Consider the following 18,453-nt stretch of genomic DNA (forward strand, 5'->3'; position numbering starts at 1 on the left):
AGTAGTAAAAATGAAAAAGTAAAATAGTTTATCTCATTAGGTTGAGAAAAAAAGTAGAGTAAAAGAACTATATTAAAAGCTTAATAGAACACAAACGTGACGAGGAGGCTAAAGAATCTCGACCCATGGAAAGCGAGCATCCTGTAGTGGAAATCAACATCGCTCTACTCCTTTACGAAAATTTGATAATTAATTGACAAGATTGTTTTTAAACACAAAAGAAAACGTTGTCTACTATAGACAACGTTTTCTTTTTACAAATAATATAATTGCTAATGCGAAAAAGTACCGAAGATCTCGTAAGAAGTTATTCGCTTAGAGAAATGTCTGCGGAATCACTATTAGAAGTTAATCGGAATTGAATTTTTCTTGAGTAATAAATAATAAAAATAAATTAAGAAGCTTTATGTTCTAAACGTAATTTATCAGCTACCATTGCAATAAATTCTGAATTAGTTGGTTTTGCCTTTGACATTGAAATTGTATAACCAAATAATGTAGAAATACTATCGATATTGCCACGGCTCCATGCTACTTCAATCGCATGTCGAATTGCACGTTCAACTCGGCTAGCTGTTGTATTAAACTTTTTAGCGATATCTGGATATAAAACTTTTGTAATTGAACCTAGAAGCTCAATATCGTTATATACCATCGAAATCGCTTCACGCAAGTACATATATCCTTTAATATGTGCAGGTACCCCAATTTCATGGATGATACTTGTGATACTAGCATCTAAGTTACGTGGCTTGCTTTCGTAATTAGAAACTAAAGAAGGTGCATTACGTTTAGTCACCGCACTACCCTTTCCAACTACTTGACGGATATTGCTGATTAAATGCTCCATATCAAATGGTTTTAAGATAAAATATGATGCACCAAGGTCAACAGCTTTTTTAGTAACATCCTCTTGACCAAATGCTGTTAGCATAATAACGTTTGGAATTTTTTCAACTAAGCCAGCGCGTAAACGATCTAAAACCGCTAATCCATCTAAATGTGGCATAATAATATCTAAGACTAGTACATCCGGCTTTTTATCCTTCACTAGAGGTAAGCAGTCTTGTCCATTAAACGCAACCCCAACCACTTCCATATCTGTTTGTGCGTTAATGTAGTTTTCTAACATAATAACAAGTTCTTTATTATCATCAACTAATAATACTTTAATTTTCTCCACGCCCGTTCCTCCCTCATCCTCTATAGTGAATTTTCATTACTTATTACCGATAATTTCGACAATAAAAATTTATTTCCTGTTTTTATTATAAATTCTGAATATTTTTATTAATATAGATAGTTTTCTTCAATTTCTTCTAGCATTCGACGATTGCATTAAAAACTACTATGTATTAAGTCGAATTATACATATAATTCATTATATAAAAAATGAAATAGTATGTAAATTTATAATTTTTAATATAAATTTACAATTCTGTAACATTAACTGTCATATCAACCATCCTTTACATTAAATTTTTTTTAATCTTTCGATGTTGCTAATAGTATATTACCATTTTTTTCCTATTTTGACTTATTTTTAACAAAATACACTACAAAATATTTACAGTGTTGAAACCAATTCATAATGGGAAAGGTTATTTTAGAGTATTTTTTTGTGCTATCCATTTAATGAGAGTTACTTTGAAAGGATATTTAACACTTATGAGAGATGCAGTATAGCCCTTTGAGCCTTCTCACAGAAGTGATGAGTAGGAAGTTATCGCTTTACAGAACTCGAGCATTCTGTAGTGCAAATAAGCATAAAAATACACCTACATAATTTGTTAGGTGTATTTTTTAAATCAAGAAGCCTTTTTATTTTGATAATCATAAATCGGTACTTTAGCCTCATCAAGCATCCACTCAATATGAACCCCATACCCACTAGTCGAATCATTTACAAAAACATGTGTAACTGCTCCGATTAATTTTCCATTTTGAATGATCGGTGAGCCGCTCATTCCTTGTACAATCCCGCCAGTTTCTTTAAGTAAACGTTTATCAGTAACTTTTAAAATGATTCCTTTTGTAGATGGGAATTTTTGTTGAATACTGCTTACTATTTCAATGTCAAATGCTTCTACTTTATTATCATGTATTACGGTAAGTATTTTAGCAGGACCTTTTTTCACTTCATTTGATAATGCAATTGGTAATGGTTGTGACATGATCCCATTGTCTATTTTATTGTTAACTTTACCGAAAATGCCAAATGGACTATTTGAAGTGATATTACCAATCGTTCCACGATCTAAAGCAAAATGCGCTATTTTTTCTCCTGGTGAGCCATCTGCACCTTTTTCAATTGCAGTAACTGTTGAATAGACTATATGCCCATCTTCTACTTCAATGGCTTTTCTCGTATCGCTATCAGAGATAACATGTCCTAGTGCACCATATTTTAATGAATTAGGTTCAATGAATGTCATCGTGCCGATACCAGAAGCAGAATCTCTTATATATAAACCAATTCGATAGCTATTGTGACCTTGATCCCGAATAGGTTGTAACATTTTTGTGTAATACTTACCCTCGCGTTTTACAGTGATTTTTATAGGTTTTCCATACTTTCCTGCTTTTTGAATAAACGGTAATACATCTGACATTTTTTCGATTTGTTTACCATTCATTTTTATTATCATGTCTCCAACCTTAATACCGGCAATTTCACCTGGAGACTTTTGTCCTGAACTAGTATTTACTAAATGATGTCCAACGACTAAGACACCTACTGAGTTAAGTTTTACTCCTATTGACTGTCCCCCTGGTATTATTCTTAAACTGTTTAATACTTTAACATCTACCGTTTTAATTGGTAATTCATTCATACCAAGTGCTACATTAACAATTTCTTGTTGATCCTTATTTTTTATGGTAGATGAAAACACATTATTTTGATTTATATTAAACACGCCAATACCAACTATAAATAAAAGGAGAAGAATTTTTATTATTCGATGAACATTTATATTTTTCACAAGCGAATCACTCTCCTTAGCGCCAAATTTCATTTTTTTTAATTCGTGGCTATGTAGTTAATGTTAGCTTTGCAAAAGCAAAATATGATTGTAAAAATATGATAGATTCTTTAACGTATAATGTTGTATTAGTATGTTTCATTTAGCATTTTCCAATTACTAATTTATCAATAATTCCCATAAAAAAAAGAGAATATTTAATGTATAGAAAACAAATTCCATCATTAAACATTCTCTTTATGTTCATTGAGATTGGTATTTTGCAGAAGCTGCCTGATCGATCAATTCTTTAGCGTGTTGAATCGTTACATCTGTAATTTCAACACCAGCGATCATTCTTGCAATTTCATTAATTTTTTGATCATTTCGTAATGGTGTAACAGAAGTTTTCGTTCGATTTCCATCAATTAATTTGGCGATAAATAAATGCGTATCTGCCATAGAAGCAACTTGTGGTAAGTGAGTTATACAAAGAACTTGAGAATCTATAGATACCTTGTGTATTTTTTCCGCTATTGCTTGCGCTACTCTTCCACTAACTCCTGTATCAACTTCATCAAATATAATTGACGTAATCCCCTGATGCTTCGTGAAAATGCTCTTTAATGCTAGGAACATCCTTGAAAGTTCTCCACCAGATGCAACCTTTGCTAATGGCTTTAATGGCTCACCTGGGTTTGTTGAAATATAAAATTCAACAAAATCAAATCCATCTTTTTTAAACTTTATATGTTGTTCATCTATTATTGGATCAGATTCTTGTCCGTCTTCAACATCAAACATAATTTCAAAGGTTGTTTTATCCATATAAAGCTCTTTTAATTCTTTATGTATATCAGCAGTCAATTTGATTGCTAATTCTTTTCTTTTATTTGAAAGAGTCTTACCAGCACTAATTAGCTTGATTGTTACATTATCTAAGTCTTTTTGTAACTTCTCGATATGCATATCTTTATGTTGAATAGTATCCAACTCTTGTTCGATATCTTCTGCGTATTTTAAGATATCAGCAACACTGTGCCCATATTTCTTTTTTAACATAGAGATCTCACTTAAACGAGTTTCAATCTCGTTTAATCTATTTGGATCATATTCCATTTGTTCAATAGAATCACGTAATCGATACGATATATCTTCTAATAAGTAATAGCTACTACTGATTCCTTCATGCATTTCTTTAATATCATTATCAATATTTGTTACTGATTCTAAAGAATACATACACGATCTAACCGAATCTAAACCTGATCCATCCTGCGATAAACTTTGATATGCTTCAACTAAAGACTTATAAATGCGTTCAAAATTAGAAATTTTGAGTCTTTCTTCCATCAACTGATCGTCTTCATTTTCTTGCAAATTCGCATTTTGTATTTCAGTTAGCTGAAATTGAATTAAATCCAATCTATGAGCCATTTGTTGTTCATTTTCAGTTAATTGCTTTAACTGTTTTTTTAAGTCTGTATAGTTATTAAATATATTTTGATATTCAGTATACAAAGGAGCAATTGCTTTTTCATCATATTGTTGTAACATCGGTAAATGATGTTCTTGGTCCATTAAATCTTGGCTCTCATGCTGACCATGAATATCAACAAGTAAACCACCAATTTCCTTCAGTATAGAAGTTGTCACTAATTTCCCATTGATACGGCATACACTTTTACCAGATGAAGTAATATCTCTTTTTAAAATAATCATTTCATCTTCAATGTCAAAGCCTAATTCTCTGCATCTTGAATAAATTAGATGATTCTCATTTTCGATATGAAATAAGCCTTCAATTTCTGCTTTTTCAGTATCATATCTTACGAATTCTGCAGATCCACGACCACCAAGTAACAGACCGATAGCGTCAATAATGATCGACTTCCCCGCTCCTGTTTCACCACTTAGTACAGTTAAACCCTTTTCAAATGAAATGGAAACTTCCTCAATGATTGCAAAATTTTTAATGATAATTTCAGATAACAATGAGTTTCTCTCCTCTTTTTAAAACCATTCTCCTATTGAAGCATGTCAATAAATTTTTCTTTTAAATCCTCAGCATCTACAGGTGTACGACAAATGATTAAGATTGTATCATCACCACAGATTGTACCCATAATTTCTGACCAATCTAAATGATCAATTAATGCACCAACTGCATTTGCATTACCTGGCAAAGTTTTCATTACAATTAAATGACTTGAACTATCAATTTTAATGAATGAATCAATTAAAAGTCTTTTTAATTTTTGTAATGGATTAAATCGTTGATCTGCAGGTAAGCTATATTTATATCGCCCATCAGATAACGGTACTTTTACTAGATGTAGTTCTTTTATATCACGTGAAATCGTTGCTTGGGTTACTTTAAACCCTAAGTCTCTTAATGATTGTACTAATTCATCTTGTGTTTCGACTTCATTTTTTGCGATAATTTCTCGTATTTTTATATGACGCTGACCTTTATTCATAATACACCTCTTTGCAAATTCCGACAAATATCTTACTTAAAGAATATCTTATCTAATCTACTCGTTATTGTATATATTTTTTTAAACGTTTTCATAAAATGCATTTTTGACCATAATTTTTATTATCATTTTTTTATCTAGTTTTGATTTACTATCTGATTAATTACTTAATTTGAAAAAAGGAGAAAAAGGAAACCTATTCGGTTTCCTTTCAGTGTGTAACAAAGAGTACTAAAAACTTGATTTTCAGACTGATTGCAAGCGTTTGGCGGGCAGTCTGAAAGTTTCCTTTTTATTATTTTACCTTCTTTAATTCACTATGTGCTTCATTTACAATTGCCATCGGTAATCGATTTAACTCGCTATTTCCAATTTCCTTTGAACCTTCCCAATGAAGATGAATTAAAAATTCAATATTACCGTCTCCACCAGTTATAGGAGAAAAAGTTAAAGCTTTTATATCATATCCTTGGCGAAGCGCAAAATCGATCATCATTTCGATCACTTGTTCATGCACTTTTGGATCGCGTACAATACCCTTTTTACCAACTTGCTCTCTACCAGCTTCAAATTGTGGTTTAATTAACGCGACAACATCACTTGAAGGTACTAATAATGTTTTTAAGACTGGTAAAATCAAACGTAACGAAATAAAGGATACGTCAATTGAAGCAAATTGAGGTAAACCTTCAATTAAATCTTCTGGTTTAACATAACGAAAATTTGTTCGTTCCATAACTATAACACGTTCATCTTGCCTTAATTTCCAAGCAAGTTGATTGTATCCAACATCAAGTGCATATGATTTTTTTGCCCCATTTTGAAGAGCACAATCCGTAAATCCACCTGTCGATGATCCAATATCAATCATAATTTTATCTTTAACTGATAGATCGAATGTGTTTATAGCTTTTTCTAATTTGTACCCTCCACGGCTCACATAAGGCATAACTTCACCTTTAATTTGTAAAGGGAGTTCGATATCTATTTTTTCTCCAGGCTTATCTAATCTTTGTTCGTTTGTATAGACAAGTCCTGCCATAATTGCTCGTTTAGCTTTTTCACGTGTTTCGATTAAACCACGATCTACTAAAAGTACGTCTACTCGTTCCTTTTTTGCCATTTATATGTCATCCTCTTATTTATTACAAACCATTTCACGGATTTTCTTAACCGATTCATCTTTTGTTAAATGAATTTCATCAAGTAATTTATCAACATCACCGTGTTCAACAAATAAATCCGGTATACCTATACGTTCTACGCGGACGTTTTGAAAATTATTTGAACTTGCAAATTCTAAAACAGCACTTCCAAAACCACCTTGTAATACTGCTTCTTCAATCGTTAAAATCGGTTTTCCGTCCTTAAAGATATCATTTAACATTGCAGTATCCATTGGTTTAATAAATCTTGCGTTTACTACTTTAACAGAAATATTTTCTTTCTCTAACTCATCCGCTGCATCTAATGCCATTTTAATTGTTGTACCAAATGTTAAGATAACTGCATCAGAACCTTCTCTTAATACTTCCCATGATCCAATCGGGATTTCTTTTAATTGCTCATCCATTGGTACGCCGATACCATTCCCCCTAGGGAAACGCAGCGCAATTGGACCATCTTCGTATTGAATTGCAGTGTTTACCATATGTTGGCCTTCATTCTCATCTTTAGGCATCATTAAAACTAAGTTTGGAATATGTCGTAGGAAGGCAATATCAAACACACCTTGATGAGTTTCACCGTCAGCACCTACTAACCCTGCACGATCGATTCCAATGAATACATTTAAATTTTGTCTACAAATATCATGTAATACTTGGTCATATGCTCTTTGAAGGAATGTTGAATATATTGCTAAAAACGGCTTCATTCCTTGCGTTGCTAAACCAGCTGCTACTGTTGCCGCATGTTGCTCTGCAATACCGACATCAAAAATTCTGTTAGGTAATTGAGCTTGGAAATTTTCCAATTTTGAACCGACAGGCATTGCAGGAGTAATCGCCACGATTCGCTCATCTTTTAAAGCTAATTTTAACACAGTATCACTAACAAGTTTACTCCATGCTGGTGGTGTTTTATCCGGCTTAATTAACTTTCCAGATTCAACTTTATAAGGACCTGTGCCATGCCAAGTTCCAATATCATCACTTTCTGCTGGCTTATATCCTTTTCCTTTTTTCGTTAGTACATGTACTAATACCGGGCCTTTAGTTTTCTTAGCATATTCAAGAGATTCAAATAAGTCTTCAAAATTATGACCATCAACTGGTCCAAAATAAGTGAATCCCATTTCCTCAAAAAACATTCCTTGTGTAACTAAGTATTTAAGGCTATCTTTTAATTTTTTTGATGTACTTGATAGTTTGTCCCCGATTCCAGGAATTTTTTTGATTACACCTTCAAGTTCACCTTTAGCCCAACGGTATTTCCCAGTAGTTCTCAATCTTCCTAAAATGCTATGTAAAGCACCTACGTTCGGAGCTATAGACATTTCATTATCATTTAAAATAACGATGACATCTTTTTGCTCATGTCCAATATGATTCATTGCTTCAAGAGCCATCCCACCAGTTAATGCACCATCTCCGATAATCGGAATAATGTATTCACCAGTTTTTTTAATATCTCTAGCAATAGCCATCCCCATTGCCGCAGATAGTGAAGTCGAGCTGTGCCCAGTTTCCCATACATCATGCTCACTTTCAATTCGTTTAGGAAAGCCACATAATCCTTTAAATTGTCTTAGTGTTGTAAATTCTTTAGCGCGACCAGTTAATATTTTATGAACATACGATTGATGTCCTACATCCCATAAAAATTTGTCTTTAGGCGAATCAAAGACTTTATGTAATGCAATCGTTAATTCAACAACTCCTAAATTTGGCGCAATATGCCCACCTGTCTCAGAAAGCTGTTGAATAAGAAATTTACGAATTTCTTCACTTAATACTTCTAATTCACCGTTCGTTTTATTTTTTAAAAAGCTCGGATTTTCAATTGTCGTAAGATCCATCTTGGATCACTCACCTTCCTAGATGTTAAATCTATATAAATAATTCATTATTATGTAATTTTATCTATAAAATGATTTTACCATACTTGTAGTTAAACGCTAGTTTCTTAAATGACTAACTCTTAACACCATGTATCATAATACCATTTTTATTAAAATCTGTTTAATGTTTTTTATTTTTATAGAACAAAATAATAAATATTTTTTGCAAAATGTAAAGAAAGCCGCTAGCACAAATGTGTTAACGGCCTACATTTCTGTATATTTTATTAACAACATTAACGGTTATAAAGTAGTTACATTATACATAAATGAATAAATCTATTCAATGGACATGGAATTAATTACATAATCTAAGTTTAAAAACTGCGATTTTCAACAAAATCACAAATTGAGATTAAATAGTCATCTTTAATCCCACATGCTCGAACATGTTGTTTAGCTTCAGTAATAAATGTATGAAGCCTTTCTTTAGCACCCTCGACTGAATACAACTTAACATAAGTAGTTTTATCATTTTCTATATCACTACCAACTGGCTTACCAAGTACTTCTTCATCACCTATTACGTCTAAAATATCATCTTGTATTTGAAATGCGATACCGAGTTTATAAGCAAATTGCGTTAAGTGAGATAATTGTTCGGCTGTTGCTTTTGAAATAATTGCACCTGCAATAACTGGATACATTAGCATTTTACCCGTTTTTCTTTCATGGATATATTGCAATTCTTCTCCACTCAGCTCTTTACTTTCCCCTTCCATATCTGCTACCTGACCGGCAACCATACCTTCAGGACCTGCAGCAATCGCTAATTCACTAATTAATTGTAGTTTCACTTGATCAGACACATGAAAATCATTCATTTCCGTAATTAATTTAAATGCGTATGTCAATAAACCATCACCTGCTAATACCGCAAGATCTTCGCCAAATACTTTATGATTTGTCGGTTTCCCCCTTCGAAAATCATCATCATCCATACACGGTAAATCATCATGAATTAATGAATAAGTATGAATCATTTCTAAAGCACATGCAGGTTTAATCCCTATTAATGGGTCATTACCAAATGCATCTAGAGTTGCGAAAAGTAAAAGAGGTCTAATTCTTTTCCCTCCACCTTGCAATGAATAGGACATAGATTCTTTTAATTTTTCTGGTGCTTTTAACCTTTCAACCGATTTAATCATCTCATCATTTACTATTCTACTGGAATACTCCATAAAATCTTTGAAAGTGTTCATATTATTCCTCCTCAACAGTAAAAGGAGTTTGTTCACCCTGTTCATTTAATATAGAAGTCATTTGTTTTTCAACTTTAGTAAGCTTCTCTTGACAAATTTGAGAAAGTTTTATACCTTCTTGAAAGTATTCGATCGCTTTTTCAAGTGGTACGTCACCTTGCTCTAATTTTTGTACGATTATTTCAATTTCTTTTATTGCTTCTTCAAAAGAACGCTCATTTTGTGACAATTGAATCACTCTCCTTTTACTTCAAGTACTTCACAATTTAATTTCCCATCGGTCATTTGTAATTGGAACTGGTCTCCGCTTTTTGCTTGTTTAACCGATTTCATTAATTCGTTATCATTTTTATATGCTAATGAATAACCTCTGGCCATAACTTTTAATGGACTAAGTGCATCTAGTGTATGAACTACTCGTTCCATTTCAAATTTCTTCTGGGTAATTAGTCGATTAAATTCTTTTTGTAAAGCCATATGTAATTGCTGGTGCTTTTGCTTCTCAAGCTGAACTCTATTACTTGGATGATGTATAAGCAGCGACGAATTTAGTTCTTTATGCTTGTTTATTTTAGACTTAACAATTTCATTTATTGATGTATGTAAACGTTCATTAATCCGGTCAAATTGCTCTTGTTTTGGATGGAATAGTGAATTTGGATATCTAAAAACATAAGCATCTTGAACAGCCTTTAATTGCGCTTGTTTTCGTTCAATAATCGTATCCATCGCTTTATTAAGCCTTGATTTTCGAACTGTAAATTGTTCAAGTATTTCTCTTTGGCTTAACGAAACTAATTCTGCTGCAGCTGTTGGTGTAGGTGCCCTTAGATCAGCGACATAATCAGCAATTGTCGTATCAGTTTCATGACCAACTGCGGAAATGATTGGGATTTTTGATTCAAAGATCGCTCTCGCTACTATTTCTTCGTTAAAGGCCCAGAGTTCCTCAATTGATCCTCCGCCTCGTCCGACTATTAACACATCTATTTCTTTCATTTTACCCGCTGTTTCAATTGACTTTACAATTGACGCTTTCGCCCCTTCACCTTGTACAAGAGTCGGAATTACAACTATTTTCCCAATCGGGTATCTTCTTTGAATTGTTGTAATTATATCTCGAACAGCAGCTCCAGTCGGTGAAGTAACAACCCCGATTACACTAGGAAAAGAAGGAATCTTTTTCTTAAATTTCTGATCAAAGAGTCCTTCTTCTAATAGTTTTTTCTTCAATTGTTCATAAGCTACAAAGAGACCACCAACCCCATCAGGTTGCATGTCTCTTATGTAGATTTGATAGCTACCAGATCCTGGGTATACATTTATTTCACCTTGTACAATAACCTGCATACCATCAGTTGGTTGAAATGCGATATTTGCATTATAGGATTGAAACATGACCGCTGCAATTCTAGCACCATCATCTTTTAACGTAAAATAATAATGACCGCTAGATGAATGACGTTTAAAATTTGAGATTTCTCCACGGAGAAGTATATTTTGCAAATTACGATCCGCTTGAAATTTTGCTTTTAAATATTTAGTTAATGCGGTAACAGTAACTGGTAGCTTTTCCGTCATGCATAGCCCTTCTTTCATTCTTACAAAGCAATAAAATTAAAGTTTAGTACTCAAATTTAATTTACTATCAATTTGAGAAGCTGCTTTTACCGTATTATGAAGTAGCATTGTAATTGTCATTGGACCTACTCCACCTGGTACAGGAGTAATATAACCAGCAACATTTTTTACATCTTCAAAATTTACGTCTCCGCATAATTTGCCATTTTCGTCTCTATTCATGCCGACGTCAATCACAATTGCTCCCTCTTTAACATAATCAGCTGTAATTAATTTTGCTACACCAATAGCAACAATTAAAATATCAGCCTGCTTTGTAATATTTTTTAGATTAGTTGTACGTGAATGTGTATAAGTAACCGTTGCATTTTCGTTTAAGAATAGTTGTCCAACTGGTTTCCCTACAATATTACTACGTCCAATAACAACCACATGTTTTCCACTAATCGGAATATTTGTATTTTCTATTAATTTTAATATACCAAAAGGAGTACAAGGTAGTAATGAATCTTGATTAGTCATCATTCTTCCAATATTAATTGGATGAAATCCATCAACATCTTTTAATGGAGAAATTGTTTCAATTACTTTCTTTTCTGAGATATGAGCAGGTAATGGCAACTGAACTAAAATACCATGAATTGACTGATCATCGTTTAATTTGTTTACAACGGATAATAACTCATCTTCAGTAACTGTTTCAGGTAATTCAATTACTTCAGAATACATTCCTAATTCATTACATGCTTTATGCTTCGAATTCACATATGTTCTTGAAGCAGAATTATTTCCAACTAAAACAACTGCTAAACCTGGTGTAACACCTTGATTTTTTAATTCTGAAACACCATTCTTTAATTCCTCACGAATTGATACTGAAACTTCTTTACCATTAATTAATGTTGCTACCATTTTAGTTTCCCCCTATGCATATAAACAATCTATCTATTTAGAATTTTGATAATACCGCATTGATAAATTTACTAGAATCATCATCACCGTAAACTTTAGCAATTTCAATCGCTTCATTGATTGTTACACTTTTTGGAACATCCTCTAAGTAATTAATTTCTACTAGAGCGATTCTAAGGATATTGCGATCAACGTTGCCTAAACGATCAATCGTCCAGCTTTCGATATTTGAAGCTAATTGTTCGTCAATCACTTCTTTATGACTAACAAAATTTGTTACAATTGCCTCTAAAAAAGCATCTTGTTTTTCTTCAGCTTCTTCTAATACATGCTCTAATGCATCTGAAGCATTCGCTTCACTTAAATCCATTTGGAATAATGTTTGTAATGCAAGTTCCCTTGCTTTTCTACGTTTCATCAAAATAATAAACTCCTTTAAGCTAAATTCATCATTCGTTGCATAGGTAATAACGAATTCTAATTTTGTATAGTAACACGTTATTTTACCATTTTTTTTAATAAGTTCCAACGACTGTCTGTATCAACTCTAATTTTTATTATTATTAACGTTTCTAAGCAAACTCAATACTTTAAACTGTTTTCTACATTTTAACTTAAAATCCAATAAAATAACAGAACAATGTTTGTGTTTTTTTAAAAAAAATTCCTTTTTCTTACTTTAAAATAATATTTATACACCAAAACACGAACATTCAAATAGATACATTAAGAAAATGTGGGATTAAAGGGGGTGCAAAAGATTTTTAAGAAATAAAAAACTTTACAGATTATACCAGATTTTATTATCTTTCCTGTCATTTCTGACTCACAAGCCATTCATTTTCTAGTATGCTGTATAAATAAGTGTCTCTCCAACCGTCTCTTAATAATAGATCTTCACGCATTTTACCTTCTAAATTTAATCCGCATTTTTCAAGTACTTTTGCTGATGCAATATTTCTAACATCACATGTCGCAAATATTCGATGAAGTTTAAAATGTTTAAACCCAAATGAAATGACCTCTTTAGTAGCTTCACTAGCAAATCCCATGCCCCAATAGTTCGGATGAATTATATACCCTATTTCACCTATTTGATTAATTTCATCCCTAATATTAAACTCGATTGATCCTATTAATTCATCGGATTTCTTTTCTATTATTGCAAATGCAAATCTAGTCCTATTTATTTGTTTCATATCTCTTAGTATGTTATGAATGAATTCCTTTGTTTCACTCTCTGTATTAGGTCCCCAGGGCTGAAATTTACAAACAACTGATTGTGATGCATATTTATGTACTTGCTGCCAATCGCTTTCAACAAATTCACGTAAGTTTGTTCGATTTGTGCTCAAATTTAAGATCATATTGTCACCTATTTCTTTTTCATTTATAAATAAATTTTAGCACATTTCAAAATATTTAATCAGTGAAGGGTACACCAAAATGAAAGAACTGCATAAAACTTTAAAGACTGTCGTTACTTCTTATCTAGCAAAACAAAAAAAGAGCCTCTATTACATAGAGACTCTTTTTCAATATTAAAGTTCAATTGGAGCTTCTTGCTCAGGTTTTGTATCGAATTGAACTCCTACTACGTGAACATTTACTTCAGATAATTCAAGACCTGTCATCGTTAATAACGCTTGACGAATATTGTCTTGTACATTACCTGCTACAGTTGGGATTGACTTACCAAATTTAACTAGAATGTATACATCGATTGTAATTCGATCTTCTGATAAATCAACTCGGACACCTTTACCGTGATATTTCTTACCGATAATTTCAGAAATACCAGATGCTAGGTTTCCACGCATGCTTGAAACACCTTCAACTTCAGCAGCTGCAATACCAGCAATTACTTCGATTACTTCAGGTGCGATTTCTACTCGACCTAATGTCGCAGTACCCATTTCTAAAATTTGATTTTCGTTCATACAGATCCCTCCACTTTATCCTTTAACAAGCGCATGCTCCTCAAGGAATTTAGTATTATACTTCCCTTTTACGAAGATTTCATTTTGCAATAAATTTAAATGGAATGGAATTGTTGTGTAAATTCCTTCTACCACAAATTCTTCAAGTGCTCTTATCATTATAGCAATTGCTTCTTCTCTTGTCTTGCCATGCACGATAACTTTCGCAATCATTGAATCATAATATGGCGGAATTGTGTACCCGCTATATACAGCAGAATCAACACGAACATTTGGACCACCTGGTGGTAAATACGTAATGATTTTACCAGGAGACGGCATAAAGTTCTTATCTGGATTTTCAGCATTAATACGACACTCAATTGACCAACCTTTTAAAGATACTTCTGATTGAGTTATTTTTAATGGATGACCTTTAGCAATTAATAATTGTTGCTTAATAAGATCAATACCAGAAATATATTCAGTTACAGGATGCTCAACTTGAATACGTGTGTTCATCTCCATAAAGAAGAAGTTTTTAGTATGTGGTTCATAAATAAACTCAACAGTACCAGCACCCCAGTAATTTACTGCTTCAGCTGCACGAACAGCTGCATGACCCATTTTTTGACGAGTTTCTTCGTCTAAAACAGGTGATGGAGCTTCTTCTACTAATTTTTGAAGACGACGTTGAATTGTGCAATCACGTTCTCCAAGATGAATCGTATTCCCATGTTCATCTGCTAAAACTTGAATTTCAACATGTCTAAAATCTGTAATATATCTTTCAAGATATACACCCGGATTACCGAAAGCTGTTTGAGCTTCTTGTTGAGTAATTTGTATACCTTTTTCAAGTTCGATTTCATCTTTTGCTACACGGATCCCTTTACCTCCGCCACCAGCTGTAGCTTTGATAATAACTGGATAGCCGATTTCTGCAGCAATCTTTTTACCATCTTCAATACTTTGAATAATACCTTGTGAACCAGGTACTACCGGTACTCCTGCTTCTTTCATTGTTTCACGAGCAACGTCTTTTGTACCCATTTTAGAAATAGAATCAGCCGTTGGCCCAATGAATTTCACATTGCACTCTGTACATAATTCTGCAAAACTAGCATTTTCTGATAAGAAACCATAACCAGGATGGATGCCGTCACAGCCAGTTAATTTTGCAATACTAATGATATTAGTCATATTTAAATAACTATCTTTTGATAATTTAGGACCGACACAATAAGCTTCATCAGCCATTTGAACATGTAATGCTTCTTTATCTCCTTCAGAGTAAATAGCAACTGTTTCAATATTTAATTCTTTACATGCTCGAATAATTCGAATGGCGATTTCTCCTCGATTCGCTATTAAAACCTTTTTCATTTCTTCACCTTCTCTAGTAAAGTACTGTTAATTTTGTAGATATTAGGCCTTTACCAAGAATAATGGTTGACCGTATTCTACTAATTGACCATTTTTAGCAAGTACTTCAACGATTTCGCCTTCAATTTCAGCTTCAATTTCATTAAATAGCTTCATTGCTTCAACGATACAAACGATTGAATCGTTTTTAATACGATCACCTATTGATACGTATTCTTTTGCATCAGGAGATGGAGATGCGTAGAAAGTACCTACCATCGGTGATGTAATCTTATGTAAGTTACTTGTATCTTCTTTTTCCACTACAGGTGCAGCAACTTCTGCAGCAACTGGTCTTTCTAAAGTTGCAACTGGAGCAGATGTAACAACAGGAGCTAACTCTTGGTGTACAACTGGAGCAGATGTAACGACAGTTGTTTGTCCACCTTTTTTAATTTTAACGATAGCACCATTATCCTCAAATTCGAATTCATTTATTGTTGATTGATCGATTAACTTAATTAATTCTCTAATTTCATGAATTTTCATTCTGTTCACCCCTTAAGACATATAGTCTAATCTTATAACCTAATACTAAACTTTTCAACAAATTATTTTAACCTAAGTAATTCCTAATTATTTTTAGCTATTTTACAAGGAATATTTATATATTATTCCTTACCAAAAATAATTCAATATAAACTATTATATCAGGGAAAACCAAAGACAGAAAGTGCATAGGAATTAGGAATAGTCCTAAAATTCACATTAATTATTTATAAGCTTATTTAAAAAATGAAGAGCCAATAGTTATTCCCACTGGCAATAGGCGATCTAAACAATGTTAAGCCTTATATATTGGCTATTACATACACAATGTTCTTCTAACTAGTACTTAGTCGATTTCCATTCCAGGTTGAAAATCACCAAAACGTGGGCTTCATTTATTGTGGAAAATTGGTCAAACTGACAACTTGCTTTTATACAAAATGATAGCCAGTAGAATGACTTCTACTGGCTTTGTCCAAAAAATTATTTAACTTGGAATTTTACAACTACTAATTTTTCACCTAAGACACTTCTAGTCATTTGAATGATGTCATTCGCTGCTTTTCTGCTTGGTTTTGCAGATGTTACATCTACTTTTACTTCATCATTGTCAGAACGAACTAGTGCATCTTTATAACCAGCTTCTTTAATCATAGTTTCTACATCTGATTCTAATGCAGTTAATTTTTGAAGTTCGTTCATATTAGTGAATGCTTCACTCTTCTCTTGTGCTGATGCAGTTGCTGAGTCAACAGTAGCTTTATATTCATCAATTAATTGACTTCTTTGATCTTCTTGTTCCATACGTTGTTTTAAGAATACTTCACTAGTAGAATTTTCTTGAGAAGCAGTTTCTTTATCGTTTTGTTTAGAAGTATCTGAGTTTTGTTTAGAAGTATCTGTTTTTGAATCTGTTTTCTTAGTATCTTTAGGAGTTGAGTCTAATGAATCTGTATTTGTGCTATTATTCATATTCATAAAACTTGTTGTTTTTAAATTATCAGGTGTCGTCACATAATAAACTGATAATACAACTACTAAACTTAACATTGTTAATAACCAAATTGTTTGTTTTTTCATTTAACTTTTACCTTCTTCCTCTTATTTTTTTGGTTGTACAGAGACACGATAGCTTGGTACATCAAGTAATCGTGTAACAGCTTCTCTAATCATTTGTTTAATTTCTAGGTTTTGTGCACCTTTGGCTACAATTAGAACTCCTCTAATCCTTGGCATTTCAGTCTCGACTATTACTGGTTCTTGTTTATCTCCGTTATCAATTATGACAACTTGCTCTTCTTGAGACTGATCATCAATATTTCGCGTTCCACCTTGTTTATCTGTTTCATTAGTTTCTTGAGTTCGATTTGTTTTATTTGTTTGGTAGACTTTCTTTTCACTACCATCAAGATTTACTTCTACTTTTACATTACTTACACCAGCCATATTATTTAATGTGTCTGTAAGCTGCTGCTCGTATTTTTTTTCAATTTCTTCTATTTTGTTCGATGAGGATTTTCCACCACCACTTCCAAGAGTCTCAACAGCTTGTTCATTATTTTTTGGTGTTCCACTCGTTTCTGTGGAAATAGGTGAAAGCATTGAATTCGTTTTTTGATTTGTATTAGCAAATAGACTGCTTGCAATCATCCAACAAATCCCGAGTCCCAGTAGAGCTAGTACATATTTTCTCGTCAGTTTAAATGGACTTTTTTCTTTGTCAGAAGAGGTTTTGTCATCGCCATTTCCTTTTAGAAAGTCTGCTAATTTTATTGGTGGAATCTTTTTCTTCATTTGTCATTACTCCCCTCCTTCCATCTTGACTTCGATTTGCTTGTCCTCAAGCTCCCATTTATTTGCTAAAAAAGTTTGTAACTCTTGCTGTTTAATTTTTTCATTGTCTGTCTGAACTGGCTGATCGGTATTAATTGATACTTCTTGAACAGGCTCTACATTGCTTGTCTCATCTTTTTTAGGACCGACGTAAACGATAACTTTAGAAAGATCTTGAGCTGTTTTGACTGTATTAACTCCATCTTTTACTTGTAAATCTACATTTGTAATGACCTGTTCAAATTCTTTTGTAAAGCTTTTTTCAACGTCCTTTTTCATTTGGACAGCCATTTGTTTTAATATATATGCACGTTCTGCCTCTTGTATTTCATTTTTCTTATTATTTATTTCATTTTTTATTTCTCCATTTGCTTCATACGTTTTAGACTGGTACCCAGCTAGTACTTCTTTTATATTTACTCTGAATAATTGAAAAATTGGTTGGAGCATCATGACAATTAATAATAGACTGGCGACAAATCGTACATATTTTGCTAAGCCGGTATTTGGAATTAACATCATAATGACGGTTGCAACTAATATATAGACGATAATATTAGAAACCCAGTGTATAAAGAAGTCCAT

Annotated in this window: 17 protein-coding genes and 1 pseudogene; all 18 read right to left on the minus strand. The window is 32.7% G+C overall.

The window, feature by feature from the left end; genetic code table 11:
• Positions 1-394: 394 nt before the first annotated feature.
• Positions 395-1,183 (minus strand): sporulation transcription factor Spo0A, encoded by a 789-nt coding sequence (gene spo0A / locus ABEY15_RS08570; RefSeq protein WP_069034065.1) that lies wholly within the window; start codon positions 1,181-1,183, stop codon positions 395-397.
• A 625-nt stretch (positions 1,184-1,808) separates the two neighbouring features.
• Positions 1,809-2,918: pseudogene (gene spoIVB, locus ABEY15_RS08575) on the minus strand (SpoIVB peptidase); the annotation flags it as partial.
• A 309-nt stretch (positions 2,919-3,227) separates the two neighbouring features.
• Positions 3,228-4,958 (minus strand): DNA repair protein RecN, encoded by a 1,731-nt coding sequence (recN, locus tag ABEY15_RS08580; protein ID WP_429889669.1) that lies wholly within the window; start codon positions 4,956-4,958, stop codon positions 3,228-3,230.
• 32 nt (positions 4,959-4,990) lie between these two features.
• Positions 4,991-5,443, minus strand: a complete 453-nt coding sequence (ahrC, locus tag ABEY15_RS08585; protein WP_069034068.1) for a transcriptional regulator AhrC/ArgR — start codon at positions 5,441-5,443, stop codon at positions 4,991-4,993.
• Between the two features lie 295 nt (positions 5,444-5,738).
• Positions 5,739-6,566, minus strand: a complete 828-nt coding sequence (locus ABEY15_RS08590) for a TlyA family RNA methyltransferase (RefSeq protein WP_429889670.1) — start codon at positions 6,564-6,566, stop codon at positions 5,739-5,741.
• A 15-nt stretch (positions 6,567-6,581) separates the two neighbouring features.
• On the minus strand, positions 6,582-8,462 hold the full coding sequence (dxs, locus tag ABEY15_RS08595; RefSeq protein ID WP_429889671.1) for a 1-deoxy-D-xylulose-5-phosphate synthase: 1,881 nt from the start codon (positions 8,460-8,462) through the stop codon (positions 6,582-6,584).
• A 359-nt stretch (positions 8,463-8,821) separates the two neighbouring features.
• Positions 8,822-9,709: a polyprenyl synthetase family protein gene (locus ABEY15_RS08600; protein ID WP_069034071.1), complete on the minus strand. Its 888-nt coding sequence runs from the start codon at positions 9,707-9,709 to the stop codon at positions 8,822-8,824.
• A gap of 1 nt (position 9,710) precedes the next feature.
• Positions 9,711-9,944 (minus strand): exodeoxyribonuclease VII small subunit, encoded by a 234-nt coding sequence (locus tag ABEY15_RS08605; protein WP_429890058.1) that lies wholly within the window; start codon positions 9,942-9,944, stop codon positions 9,711-9,713.
• The gene (gene xseA, locus ABEY15_RS08610) at positions 9,944-11,290 is read right to left on the minus strand and encodes an exodeoxyribonuclease VII large subunit (RefSeq protein WP_429889672.1); all 1,347 of its coding nucleotides are present in this window, start codon (positions 11,288-11,290) and stop codon (positions 9,944-9,946) included. The genes ABEY15_RS08605 and xseA overlap by 1 nt, the downstream gene beginning before the upstream one ends.
• A 36-nt stretch (positions 11,291-11,326) precedes the next feature.
• The gene (gene folD / locus ABEY15_RS08615; RefSeq protein ID WP_429889673.1) at positions 11,327-12,202 is read right to left on the minus strand and encodes a bifunctional methylenetetrahydrofolate dehydrogenase/methenyltetrahydrofolate cyclohydrolase FolD; all 876 of its coding nucleotides are present in this window, start codon (positions 12,200-12,202) and stop codon (positions 11,327-11,329) included.
• Between the two features lie 37 nt (positions 12,203-12,239).
• On the minus strand, positions 12,240-12,620 hold the full coding sequence (gene nusB, locus ABEY15_RS08620) for a transcription antitermination factor NusB (protein ID WP_429890059.1): 381 nt from the start codon (positions 12,618-12,620) through the stop codon (positions 12,240-12,242).
• A gap of 397 nt (positions 12,621-13,017) precedes the next feature.
• A complete protein-coding gene (locus tag ABEY15_RS08625; protein WP_429889674.1) occupies positions 13,018-13,569 on the minus strand; it encodes a GNAT family N-acetyltransferase in 552 nt (183 codons plus the stop codon).
• Between the two features lie 174 nt (positions 13,570-13,743).
• Positions 13,744-14,142 carry an Asp23/Gls24 family envelope stress response protein gene (locus ABEY15_RS08630; RefSeq protein ID WP_056475162.1) on the minus strand — a complete coding sequence of 133 codons (399 nt, stop codon included), beginning with the start codon at positions 14,140-14,142 and terminating at the stop codon, positions 13,744-13,746.
• A gap of 15 nt (positions 14,143-14,157) precedes the next feature.
• Positions 14,158-15,507, minus strand: coding sequence for an acetyl-CoA carboxylase biotin carboxylase subunit (gene accC / locus ABEY15_RS08635; RefSeq protein ID WP_429889675.1), 1,350 nt, complete (start codon positions 15,505-15,507; stop codon positions 14,158-14,160).
• Positions 15,508-15,549: 42 nt separating this feature from the next.
• Positions 15,550-16,035, minus strand: a complete 486-nt coding sequence (gene accB / locus ABEY15_RS08640) for an acetyl-CoA carboxylase biotin carboxyl carrier protein (RefSeq protein WP_429889676.1) — start codon at positions 16,033-16,035, stop codon at positions 15,550-15,552.
• Positions 16,036-16,518: 483 nt separating this feature from the next.
• The gene (locus ABEY15_RS08645; protein ID WP_429889677.1) at positions 16,519-17,115 is read right to left on the minus strand and encodes a SpoIIIAH-like family protein; all 597 of its coding nucleotides are present in this window, start codon (positions 17,113-17,115) and stop codon (positions 16,519-16,521) included.
• A 21-nt stretch (positions 17,116-17,136) separates the two neighbouring features.
• Complete coding sequence (spoIIIAG, locus tag ABEY15_RS08650; RefSeq protein ID WP_429889678.1) at positions 17,137-17,829, minus strand: stage III sporulation protein AG; 693 nt, start codon at positions 17,827-17,829, stop codon at positions 17,137-17,139.
• Positions 17,830-17,835: 6 nt separating this feature from the next.
• A complete protein-coding gene (gene spoIIIAF, locus ABEY15_RS08655) occupies positions 17,836-18,453 on the minus strand; it encodes a stage III sporulation protein AF (RefSeq protein ID WP_429889679.1) in 618 nt (205 codons plus the stop codon).

This window comes from Gottfriedia acidiceleris (assembly GCF_050457485.1).
Lineage (GTDB): Bacteria > Bacillota > Bacilli > Bacillales > Bacillaceae_G > Gottfriedia > Gottfriedia acidiceleris_D.